This window comes from Kocuria rhizophila, from assembly GCF_003667225.1.
GTDB classification, from domain to species: Bacteria; Actinomycetota; Actinomycetes; order Actinomycetales; family Micrococcaceae; genus Kocuria; species Kocuria rhizophila.
Genome location: NZ_RCOM01000011.1, coordinates 34,202 through 44,833 on the forward strand (window position 1 = coordinate 34,202; position 10,632 = coordinate 44,833).

9 protein-coding genes and 1 tRNA gene are annotated in these 10,632 nt (G+C 73.7%); 2 read left to right on the forward strand and 8 right to left on the reverse strand.

The annotated features are described in order from the left end of the window. Window positions 1-73: 73 nt before the first annotated feature. The 4 genes from moeB to thiO form a co-directional block, all read right to left on the reverse strand. Window positions 74-1,333 (reverse strand): molybdopterin-synthase adenylyltransferase MoeB, encoded by a 1,260-nt coding sequence (moeB, locus tag D9R02_RS03385; RefSeq protein ID WP_121566340.1) that lies wholly within the window; start codon window positions 1,331-1,333, stop codon window positions 74-76. Next, complete coding sequence (locus D9R02_RS03390) at window positions 1,330-2,304, reverse strand: thiazole synthase (RefSeq protein WP_121566341.1); 975 nt, start codon at window positions 2,302-2,304, stop codon at window positions 1,330-1,332. Before D9R02_RS03390 ends, moeB begins: the two co-directional genes overlap by 4 nt. 2 nt (window positions 2,305-2,306) lie before the next feature. Next, entirely contained in the window at window positions 2,307-2,591 is a 285-nt protein-coding gene (thiS, locus tag D9R02_RS03395) for a sulfur carrier protein ThiS (RefSeq protein WP_121566342.1), read from the reverse strand. 65 nt (window positions 2,592-2,656) lie between these two features. Then, the gene (thiO, locus tag D9R02_RS03400; RefSeq protein ID WP_121566343.1) at window positions 2,657-3,928 is read right to left on the reverse strand and encodes a glycine oxidase ThiO; all 1,272 of its coding nucleotides are present in this window, start codon (window positions 3,926-3,928) and stop codon (window positions 2,657-2,659) included. A 245-nt stretch (window positions 3,929-4,173) separates the two neighbouring features. On the opposite strand from thiO, the gene thiE reads away from it, so the two are divergent. Beyond that, entirely contained in the window at window positions 4,174-4,836 is a 663-nt protein-coding gene (gene thiE, locus D9R02_RS03405) for a thiamine phosphate synthase (RefSeq protein WP_121566344.1), read from the forward strand. 15 nt (window positions 4,837-4,851) lie between these two features. Here thiE and D9R02_RS03410 read toward each other — a convergent pair whose 3' ends face one another. The 3 genes from D9R02_RS03410 to D9R02_RS03420 form a co-directional block, all read right to left on the reverse strand. Continuing rightward, window positions 4,852-5,271, reverse strand: a complete 420-nt coding sequence (locus D9R02_RS03410) for a thiol-disulfide oxidoreductase DCC family protein (protein WP_245190519.1) — start codon at window positions 5,269-5,271, stop codon at window positions 4,852-4,854. After that, window positions 5,268-6,122, reverse strand: a complete 855-nt coding sequence (locus tag D9R02_RS03415) for a PhzF family phenazine biosynthesis protein (protein WP_121566345.1) — start codon at window positions 6,120-6,122, stop codon at window positions 5,268-5,270. The genes D9R02_RS03410 and D9R02_RS03415 overlap by 4 nt, the downstream gene beginning before the upstream one ends. Window positions 6,123-6,213: 91 nt before the next feature. Beyond that, window positions 6,214-6,287 (reverse strand) — tRNA-Pro (locus tag D9R02_RS03420). 98 nt (window positions 6,288-6,385) lie between these two features. On the opposite strand from D9R02_RS03420, the gene D9R02_RS03425 reads away from it, so the two are divergent. Beyond that, window positions 6,386-7,633: an MFS transporter gene (locus D9R02_RS03425; RefSeq protein WP_039100575.1), complete on the forward strand. Its 1,248-nt coding sequence runs from the start codon at window positions 6,386-6,388 to the stop codon at window positions 7,631-7,633. A gap of 16 nt (window positions 7,634-7,649) precedes the next feature. On the opposite strand, the gene D9R02_RS03430 is transcribed toward D9R02_RS03425, so the two are convergent. Then, the coding region (locus D9R02_RS03430; RefSeq protein ID WP_147435327.1) for an FAD-binding and (Fe-S)-binding domain-containing protein at window positions 7,650-10,632 on the reverse strand (2,983 nt) is incomplete at its 5' end.

Consider the following 10,632-nt stretch of genomic DNA (forward strand, 5'->3'; position numbering starts at 1 on the left):
TGCTGACGGTGCGCCAGGCGGGTGAGGTGCGGGAGGGGCTCGAGGCGCTCGCGGCGCGTGGCTCTTGCACTGCTCAGTAGCGCGGCTGCGAGGGGTCCACGTCCTCGATCCACGCGAGGATGCCACCGTCCAGGTGCTTGAGGTTGTCCTCCCGCAGGGCGTAGTCGGCGCGCAGGGCCGCGAGGGCCTGCGCGGAGCGCACCCCGGCCTTGCAGTGCAGGACCACGTCCCCCTCGGTGCCCGCGGGCAGCGCCCGCACGCCGTCGGTGAGCAGCCGGTCCAGGGGCACCGGCACGGATCCGGGGATGGACACGAGCTGCCGCTCCCAGTCCTCGCGCACGTCCACGAGCGTGAAGGCGGTCTCGCCGCGCTCGCGGGCCTCCAGCAGCCGGGCGAGTTCGGTGGCGTCCACGGTCTCGACGGCGCTCGGTCCGGCCGGCGGGGTGCCCACCCCGGCCTCGGGGGCAGCGGGCGAGACGTCCCCGCGGTCCGCCGCGCCGTCGCCGGGGGAGGGAAGGCCGCACGCCACGACGACCCGCGAGAGGTCGGTGACGGGCTCGCGCTCCGGGTCCGGCAGGACGGTGAGGGTGCGCCACGTCTGGGCGAGCGCGTCGTGGACGAGAACCCGGCCCACGAGGGGCGCGCCCAGGCCGGTGAGGAGTTTCAGGGCCTCGGTGGCCATCACGGAGCCGATGGTTGCGGGCAGGACGCCCAGCACCCCGCCCTCCGCGCACGAGGGGACGGAACCGGCCGGGGGAGCCTCCGGGTAGAGGTCCCGGTACACCGGTCCGTGGCCCGCCCAGAACACGGAGACCTGGCCGTCGAAGCGCAGGATGGAGCCCCACACCACGGGGATCCCGGTGAGCTCGGCGGCGTCCGCCACGAGGTAGCGGGTGGCGAAGTTGTCCGCCCCGTCCAGCACCAGGTCGTACTGCCCGAGGATCTCCAGGGCGTTTCCGGTGCTGAGCCGGGTGTCGTGGGTCCGCACGGTGACCAGCGGGTTGAGACGGGCCACGGCGTCCGCGGCGGAGTCCACCTTGGGCCGTCCCACGTCCGCCACAGTGTGGATCACCTGGCGCTGCAGGTTGGAGACGGACACGACGTCGTCGTCCACGACGCCCAGGGTTCCCACACCGGCTGCCGCGAGGTACTGCAGTGCGGGTGCGCCCAGGCCGCCGGCGCCGACCACGAGCACGCGCGCGTTCTTGAGCCGACGCTGTCCCTCCGGGCCGAACTGCGTGAGCGTGAGGTGGCGCGAGTACCGTTCGAGCTCTTCGCGGGTGAGATCTGCGGCCGGTTCCACCAGGGGGTCGAACGGGGAGGGAGCACTCATCGGGTGACGTCTCCCGCGGCCTCGGCCACGGACCGGGCGGGCCAGTCCCCGCGGGGAGCGTCCTCGCCCGCACCGATCCGGCCGGCCATGGGCGAGGACGCCAGAGCGTGGGTGCGGCGCGCAATGCGTCCCGCGCCGCGCGCAAGCAGACCAGCCTGCACGGCGTGCCTCATGGCGTGCGCCATGGCCACGGGGTCCTGGGCGCGGGTCACGGCGGAGGCGAGCAGCACGGCGTCGCACCCGAGCTCCATGGCCAGCGCCGCCTCGGACGCCGTACCGATGCCGGCGTCCAGCACCACGGGTACGCCGGCACGCGAGGCGATCAGCTCGATGTTGTGGGGGTTCAGGATGCCGAGTCCCGTGCCGATCGGCGCACCCAGGGGCATCACGGCGCTGGCCCCCGCGTCCTCGAGACGCAGCGCGAGCACGGGGTCGTCGGACGTGTACGCGAAGACCTTGAAGCCACGCCGCACGAGCTTCTCGGTGGCGTCCAGCAGCTCCACGCCGTCCGGCAGCAGGGTGTCCTCGTCGGAGATGATCTCCAGCTTGACCCAGTCCGTCTCCAGCGCCTCGCGTCCGAGTTCCGCGGTCAGCAGCGCGTCCCGGGCCGTGTAGCACCCGGCGGTGTTCGGCAGCACCCGGATGCCGTGGCGGCGCAGGATCGCGTACAGGCTGTCCCGCGGGGCCCCCGACGACGACGCCGCACCCGTCCCACCGGTGGCTCCCGTTCCGCGCGGGCCGCCTCCGTCCACCCCCGCTCCGGAGCCACCGGGAACGGAGGTGGCAACCGGCCGTGACGGGCCGGGGGAGAAGCGGCGCAGAGCCACCGTAGTCAGTTCGGTGCCGGAGGCCAGCAGGGCGCGCTCGAGCATGGCGAGGTCCGTGAGACCGCCGGTGCCCATGATGAGCCGTGAGGTCAGCTCGACCCCGGCCACCGTCAGCGGCGCTGTGCCCAGATCCTTGTCCGTCATGCTCAGCCTCCCTGCACCGCGGTGACGACCTCCACCGACTGCCCCGGTGCCACGGCGGTGGTGGCCCACAGGGAGCGGGGGACCACGGTGTCGTCCACGGCCACGGCGATCCCCAGGGGGTGCCCGTCCGCGGCGGTGCCCTGCGGCGTGATCTCCCGGCCTGTCAGCTGTGCCACCGCATCGGTGAGGGTGAACCCCTCGTGGACCTCCACCGGGGAGCCGTTGATGCTCGCGGTGCCCGGACCGACGTCCTGCCGCGGCGCGTGGGGCTCGCCAGTGGCGGGCACCGGTCGCCCGGGGTCCGGAGAACCGGGCTCGGCGCCGGCCTCTGGTGTGTGCGGTGCAGGGGCGCTCATGCGAGTCCTCCCGAGAAGTCGGTGGTGTCGTGCAGGTCGTCGTTCGGGCGGGAGTGGCGCCCCGGATCCGTGGCGGCGAGGAACTCCACGTCCCGCTGGTGGTCCACCTCGGGATCCAGAACCCCGGTCACGAGTTCCGCCGCGAGACGGGAGGCCACGGGGGTCAGCAGGATGCCGTGGCGGAAGTGCCCGGTGCTGATCACCAGCCCGGCCACGGAGGTGGTTCCGAGGTAGGGGAGGTCGTCCGGGGTGCCCGGGCGGGCCCGGGCCATCATCTCCAGGACGTCGCAGTCGTCGATCGCGGGAACCACCGCGCGGGCGTCCCGCAGGAGCTGGTGGACGCCTCCGGCCAGCACCGACTCCCGGCCGTCCTCGCGGTTGGTGGCACCGACCACCAGTGTGCGGTCCACGCGCGGGACCATGTAGACCGGGCGGCCCATGACCTGGGCGCGCACCGTGCGGGTCAGCAGGTGCTCCTCACCGGGTCCCAGCACGGAGTCGGGGACGCGCAGCCGCAGGATGTCACCGAACACGGGTCGCAGCCGCAGCTCCAGGTCCTCGGGCAGCCCGCCCATGGTGTTGGCCGTGAGCCCCGAGGCCACCACCACCGCGTCCGCGGGGATCCGTTCGCCGTTGTCCAGGAGCACACCCTCCACCCTGCGGGGGCCCTTGCGGGGCACCTGCACCGACTCCACCCGGTGGGTCAGCCAGGTGACCGGGCCGGCATCCGCGGCGCCCGCGAGCGTCTCGGCGTGCGGTGCGTTGAGGGCCTCGACCATGGCGGCGGCCAGCATCCGCGGGTCCACCTGACGGTCGGAGACGATGCGCACGGCACCCCCGAGCCTGGGGGCGAGCGCGGGTTCCATGGAGCGGGCCTCGCGCGTGGAGATCTCCTCCACGTCCATGCCCGAGGCGATCTGGTGGGAGGCGAGGTCGGAGAGGGACCGGGCGTCCGCGGCGTCGGCGGCGACCACCAGCGTCTCCTCCGTGCGGTATCCCGTGGCGAGTCCCGTGGCCGCGGCCACCCGCTCCACGAAGCCGGGGTACTCCTCGGCGGACGCGCGCATCAGGGGGTAGAGCCGCTCCTGGCCGTACTGGGTCTCCGCGACGGGTGCCAGCATCCCCGCCGCGGCACGTGTGGCGCCCCACGCGGGCTGGGGGTCGGCCACGGTGACGGCAACCCCGCGGCGTCGCAGTTCGAGCGCCGTGGCCAGGCCGATCAGACCGGCCCCGGCCACCACCACGTGGGCGGGCGTGTTCTCGGGCATCTCTTCCTCCCTCCGGCGGCATGATCCGCGTCAGGTGACCGGTCGGCGGCTCACGCCCTCTCAGCCCGCTGCGGTGGTCCGTGCGGACGGGTGCGGGCTCCCGTGGAACTCGTCGGGCGGCACGATGCAGGGCGGCCGGACGACGCCGCCAGTCTAGTCCTCCCCGTGGCCCCCGTCCCCGGGGAATTCGCGGGGAGCAGATCGCTCGCCGCGCGCCCTGTGCCGGTTCGTGCCACGATGGCGGCATGGCACAGATCGAGGACCAGGGACGACGACGCCGCGAGAAGCTGCGGGACACGCGGCTCTACGTGTGCGTGACCGCACGACGGGAACGCGGTGACCTGCGGGAGTTCCTGCACGCCGCATACGCGGGCGGGACGGACATCATCCAGCTGCGGGACAAGACGCTCGAGGCGGCCGCGGAGATCGAGGCCATCGGGGTGCTCGCTGAGGTTGCCCGTGAGCACGGCAAGCTCTTTGCGGTGAACGACCGCGCGGACGTGGCCCTGCTGACCGGCGCGGACGTGTTCCACGTGGGCCAGGGGGATCTCACCACGCAGCAGGCCCGCACGGTGCTGGGTCCTGACGTGGTGCTCGGCCGCTCGTGCCACTCGCCCGCCCAGGTGGATGCCGCGCTCGCGGATCCCGGGCTCGACTACTTCTGCACCGGACCGGTCTGGGAGACCCCCACCAAACCGGGACGGGCCGCGGTGGGCCTGGAGCTGCCCCGCTACGCCGCGGAGCACGCCGGGGACACGCCGTTCTTCGCGATCGGGGGTGTCGACGCCGCCCGGCTCCCCGCCGTGCTCGGCACCGGGGCCTCGCGCATCGTGGTGGTGCGGGCGGTCACCGAGGCCACCGATGTCACCGCCGCCGCGCGCGAACTCCGGGACGCGCTGCCCGCCTGACGGGGGAGGCGCCGGTCAGCGAACGGCACCGCACTGCCCGGGATGCTGCTCGCACCACGGGGTGACGCCCGGAAAGCGTCCTCGGTGAGCGGCCACCCAGCGGTAGACGGCCTCCTGGGTGCGGGCCACCAGCGGCAGCCCGTAGAGCGCGCCGAAGAAGCGTGTGCCCAGGGCTGTGTCAAGGATGCTCGCAACTGCTCGGGCACCGCTCACCGCGAGCCCGCCGTCGCCCTGCGGGTCCCCGGGCCCGGCGGGGACCGCCCAGACCGAGGCGTCGCACTGCTGCGGGGTCAGGCCGAAGCGCTCCGGCACGCCCGGGTGCTGCCACGCGTGCAGCTCGATCCGTCCGTGGCGGTCCAGGTGTTCCACCCAGCCCACCGCGCGGGTGCAGAAACCGCACCGGCCGTCGAAGACCACGTGCAGCCGGGTGCTCACAGGACCACGCTCCCCGAGACGCACACCGTGCAGTGCCCACCCACGCGCACGGCACCCGTCGCATCCGCGCTCACGCGGACCAGCCCTCGACGACCCATCCGGGTGCCCTGACGTGCGGTGTAGTCCTGCGGGGCGCGGCCGGTCCGCACGAGCCACTGCGCGAGACCCGCGTTGAGGCTGCCGGTCACGGGGTCCTCGTACCCGGTGGCCCCGGGCACGAACGCGCGCACCTCGAAGCGGTGCTCCGCGCTGTCGGGGGCGGGGCCGAGCACTCCCACCTTGTGCGCACCGAGTGCGGCGAAGGTGGGTTCCAGTGCGAGCACCTCGTCCGCGGAGCTGAGCAGCAGCGCGGCCCACCCCGGTCCGTTGTCCACCCACTGGTGCGCCACCACCTGGTCCGGGTGCAGGCCCAGCCCGGTGGTGATCGGCTCCAGCACGTTCGGTGCGAGGTCCCCCGAGCGGAGGGTGGGCGGGGCCTCGAAGGCGAGGGCGGCGTCGTCGTTGGACGTGTGGACGCGGACCAGGCCCGTGGCGCACTCCTGGACGATGACGTCACCGCGCGGCGTGTTTCCCGCCGCGAGCCACGCGCGGGCCGAGCCCAGGGTGGGGTGGCCCGCGAACGGCAGCTCGCGGTCGGGCGTGAAGATGCGCAGCCGGTAGTCCGCGTCGGGGGAGGTGGGCGGCAGCACGAACGTGGTCTCGGAGAGGTTGGTCCAGTTCGCGAACCGTGCCATCTGCTCGTCCGTGAGGTCCGCGCCGTCCAGGACGACGGCCACGGGATTGCCCCGGAAGGGCTCGGCGGAGAACACGTCCACCTGGGCGAACGGGCGGGAACGGGGTGCGGAGGTCATGCCCCGATTCCACCACGGAGCCCCGACGCGCGGGGGGCGGGCATGAAAAAAATCCCCTTGCTCCGGTTGCGGAGGAGCAAGGGGATTTCGGTCGGGATGACAGGATTTGAACCTGCGACCTCGTCGTCCCGAACGACGCGCGCTACCAAGCTGCGCCACATCCCGGAAGTTGCACGGGCGAACCCGCGAACAACTGCTTCAGCATAGCGTCAGGGTCCGGAGAATGTGAAATTTCCCCGCGCCGCCCCGGTAGCCTCGCTGGTATGGAGAACCCCGCCGTGACGGCCGTCACCCCTCGCACGTGGTGGCGCGTGGGCACGGCCATGTTCACCGTGGGGTTCGGTGCCAACCTTTTCGCCCCGATGCTCGAGGTCTACCGCTCGCAGGACGGGCTCAGCGAGTCCTTCGTGACCGGGATGCTCGGGATCTACGCGGCGGGCCTCGTGCCTGCGCTGCTCGTGCTCGGCCCGGTCTCCGACCACCGGGGCCGGCGCGCCGTGATGCGCCCCGCGCTCGCGGTGGTCCTCGTGGCGTCCCTGGTGCTCGCGGCGGCGTCCCACACCACGGACTGGCTGCTGTACCCGGGCCGCTGGATCATGGGCTTCGGCGTGGGGATGGCCATGGCGTCCGGGTCCGCGTGGGTCAAGCAGCTGAGCACCGACCGCCCGGGTGCCGGACCCCGGCGGGCCACCGTGGTGCTCTCCGCGGGCTTCGGTGCCGGGCCGCTCGCGGCCGGGCTGCTCGCGCAGTTCCTGCCCGCGCCGCAGGTCACCCCGTTCGTGGTGCACGTGGTCCTCACCGTGGTGGCCGCGGTGCTCGTGTGGAACGTCCCCGAGACGCAGCCACCCGCGAGCGGCCCGCGCCCGTCACGGCCCCTGGTTCCTGCCGTGGCGCGCACGTCCCGGTTCTTCTGGGTGGTCGCGGCATGGGCGCCGTGGGTGTTCGGCACGGCGACGATTGCCTTTGCGAGCATCCCGTCCTTCCTGCTCAGCACCGTGCGCTGGCCCGTGGCCTACCTGGGCGTCGTGGCCGCTGCCGTGATGTTCACGGGCGTGCTGGTGCAGCCGCTCGCGGCGCGGCTCGCGCGCCACGGGTGGCTCCCGCTGTCCGTCACCGGGCTCGGCGCGGCGAGCGTGGGCCTGGTCCTCGGCGCGCTGACGGTGACCTGGCACTCGAGCTGGCTCGCGGTTCCCACGGCCGTGGTGCTGGGCGTGAGCTACGGGTTCATGATGGTGGCCGGGCTGCGCGAGGTGGAGCTCATGGCCCGCCCGCACGAGCTTGGGGCGCTCATCGGCGTGTTCTACACCCTCACCTACACGGGTTTCGCGGTGCCGTTCGTGCTGTCGCTCGTGGCGCCGGCCGTGGCCCGCTGGGCCGGGGTGGAGCCCACCACGGGCTTCGTGTGGTGCCTGCTCTTCGGCGTGCTGGTGTGCGCGGCCTCCGCGGTCCCGGTGGCGCGCGCCGCGGCACGGGGTGTCCCGGATCCGGGCACGACGCCGCCGCGGGGCTGAGCCGCGTCCGTCCGGCTCAGCGGGTGACTCGCTCCAGGACCTGCAGCACGTGCTCGTAGGGCCGGCCCGTGGCCTCCGTGAGGGCCTGCTCGCACGTCCGGTTCAACGATGCATATGCATCGAAATCACCGGCCCGCACCTCCGCGGCCTCGCGCCGCGTGGCGGACGCCGTGAGCTCCGGGTGCAGCATCCCGCGGTCCCCGGCGTAGCCGCAGCAGCCCCAGTCCACGGGCACGGTGACCTCCCGGGCGCACGCCCGGGCCACCCGCATGAGGTCTTCGGTGGCGCCCAGGTGCACGGACGAGCACGTGGGGTGCACGGCCAGGGTCTCCAGGCGTGCTTTTCGGTCCAGGCCGGGCAGCACGTGCTCGGCGGTGAAGGTCACGGCGTCCACGAAGCGGAGCTCGCGGTACACGGGATGGTCCGTGGCCAGCTCCCGCATGGTCTCGAGCCCCTCGGTGCAGGACGCCGCATCGCACACCACCGGCAGCCGCCCCTGCTCGGAGGCTTCCCACAGCATCCCGAGGGTCCGCTCGGTCATCGTGGCGTAGCCGGTGGGCAGGCCCTTGGACTTCCACGGGGTGCCGCAGCAGGCCGAGTCGATGCCCTCCGGGATCCGCACGGCCACACCGGCGCGCTCGCACAGCCGCAGGAACGCCTCGGAGGCCGAGGGGCCCTCCCCGGTCACCGTGCCGAACATCGCCCCGATGCACGCGGGGAAGAACACGGCTCGGACGGGATGGTGCTGCGCGGAGGCCGACGCCGCGGTGTCACCGCGGGCAGCCGTCGCCCCCGGTTCCGCCGCACCCGTTCCCACGGCACTCGTGCCCGGGGTGCCCGCAGCCCCTCGGGACGGTCGCTCGGCAGGGGAGGGCGCGGGCGGCGTCGTCAACCGGGAGCGGTTGCCGCCACCCGCCGGGAGCGTGGCGTTGTAGCGGGGGACCGTGTCCGCGCCGAGCACGGCGCGGGCCGCGCGGGTCGCAGAGGCGGGCAGCGCGGCGGGCATGCGCGAGGCCAGCGTGAGGGCGAAGGACGCCCCCGCAGAGGTCGCGGCCCACGAGCGCGCGGCGGCCCCCCACGCGAGGTCCGCGACCGTGGAGTGGTTCTCCGCGCGCAGCCGGCGCACCAGGTCACCCGTGTTGATGTGCACGGGGCACGCCGTGACGCACATGCCGTCCACCGCGCACGTCTGCAGCCCGGCGTAGTCGTACTCGCGGCGCAGCCGTGCGGCCAGGGCGGTGTCCCCGCGCTCCTCGGCCCGGGCGATCTCCCTGCGGCCCACGATGCGCTGGCGCGGCGTGAGCGTGAGGTCCTGGGACGGGCACACCGGCTCGCAGTAGCCGCACTCCACGCAGCGGTCCACCTCGGACTCCACGGGCGGGGCGGTCTTGAGGTCCCGCAGGTACGCACGCGGGTCCTCGGTGAGGATCACGCCGGGGTTGAAGCGGTTCCCGGGGTCGATCAGGGCCTTGAGCTCCACCATCACGGAGTGCAGCTCGTCCCCGTACTGCCGCCGCACGAACGGCGCCATGATGCGCCCGGTGCCGTGCTCCGCCTTCAGCGAGCCCCCGCGGCCGAGCACCAGGTCCACCATCTCCTCGGTGAAGCGCTCGTAGCGCTCCAGCTGGGCGGGGTCGTCGAACTGCTCGTTGAGCATGAAGTGGACGTTGCCGTCCTTGGCATGGCCGAAGATCACGGAGTCCCGGTAGCCGTGGGCGTCGAAGAGCCCGGTGAGCTGCTCGCACGTGCCGCCCAGCTGGTCCACGGGCACCACCACGTCCTCGAGCAGCGCGTTGGTGCCCTGCGGCCGGTTGCCCGCCACGGTGGTGTAGAGCCCCTTGCGCACGGTCCACAGGCTCGCGCGCTCGCGGGGGTCCGTGGTCAGGGACACGGGCCCGGTCAGCTCCAGCGCATCGAAGGTGGACGACGCCGCCTGCGCCAGCTCCCGCACACCGTCCGGGGTGTCGTGCTGGTACTCCACGAGCAGCGCGGCCTGCTGGTCCACGGGGATGTCCATGATCGCGGGCGGGGCGAGCCCCGTGCGCTGCGAGACCGCCAGGGACGTGGCGTCCAGCAGCTCCAGGGTGGCGCAGTGCGAGCCCACCAGCTCCGGCACCGCGCTCGTGGCGGCCACCACGGTGGGGAACACCAGCAGGCCGGTGGCCACGTGCGGGTGCACGGGCACGGTGCGCAGGGTCGCGCTCGCCACGAACCCCAGCGTGCCCTCGGAGCCGATCATGAGGTGCTCCAGGATCGCCACGGGGTCCTCGTGGTCCAGGAAAGAGTTCAGCCCGTAGCCCATGGTGTTCTTCATGGCGAACAGCCGCTCCACGGTCCGCACGGACTCCGGGTTGCCCCGCACGCGGTCCCGCAGCCGGAGCAGGCCCTCGAACAGCTCGGGCTCGCGCGCCCGCAACGTCTCGGCGGCGTCCGGGGCGGCGGTGTCCAGGACCGTGCCGGAGGGCAGCACGAGCACCATGGACTCCAGGGTGCGGTACGTGTTGAACTCCGTGCCGCACGCCATCCCGGAGGAGTTGTTGGCCACCACTCCGCCCAGCGTGCACGCCGACTCGCTCGCCGGATCCGGGCCCAGCGACCGCCCGTGCGGGGCCAGCCGGGCATTGACCTGGCGCACGGTGACGCCCGGCTGGACGCGCACGCGGGCGCCCTGGTCCAGGACCTCCACGGCCTTGAAGTGCCGGCGCACGTCCACGAGCAGCTGGTCCGTGACGGCCTGCCCGGACAGGGACGTGCCGCCCGAGCGCAGCGTCAGCCCCGCGCCCGCCTCCGCGGCGGCCGCGAAGATGCGCCCCACCTCGGACTCGTCCCGCGGACGCAGCACCGCGCGGGGCTGCAGCAGGTAGTGAGAGGCGTCGTGGGCCACGGCCCGCCGCTCCAGCTCCCCGCTGACGACGACGCCGCTGCCGCACTCCCGCTCGATCCTGGCCACCGCGCGGTCCAGCGGGGAGGCAGGGGTGGCAGGGGCGGCGTCGTCGGGC

Excerpts from the sequence above, each read along its gene's own strand:
- D9R02_RS03425 (WP_039100575.1), top strand. The coding sequence starts at position 6,386 with ATGGAGAACCCCGCCGTGACGGCCGTCACCCCTCGCACGTGGTGGCGC.
- D9R02_RS03415 (WP_121566345.1), bottom strand. The coding sequence starts at position 6,122 with ATGACCTCCGCACCCCGTTCCCGCCCGTTCGCCCAGGTGGACGTGTTC.
- thiE (WP_121566344.1), top strand. The coding sequence starts at position 4,174 with ATGGCACAGATCGAGGACCAGGGACGACGACGCCGCGAGAAGCTGCGG.
- D9R02_RS03390 (WP_121566341.1), bottom strand. The coding sequence starts at position 2,304 with ATGACGGACAAGGATCTGGGCACAGCGCCGCTGACGGTGGCCGGGGTC.
- thiO (WP_121566343.1), bottom strand. The coding sequence starts at position 3,928 with ATGCCCGAGAACACGCCCGCCCACGTGGTGGTGGCCGGGGCCGGTCTG.
- moeB (WP_121566340.1), bottom strand. The coding sequence starts at position 1,333 with ATGAGTGCTCCCTCCCCGTTCGACCCCCTGGTGGAACCGGCCGCAGAT.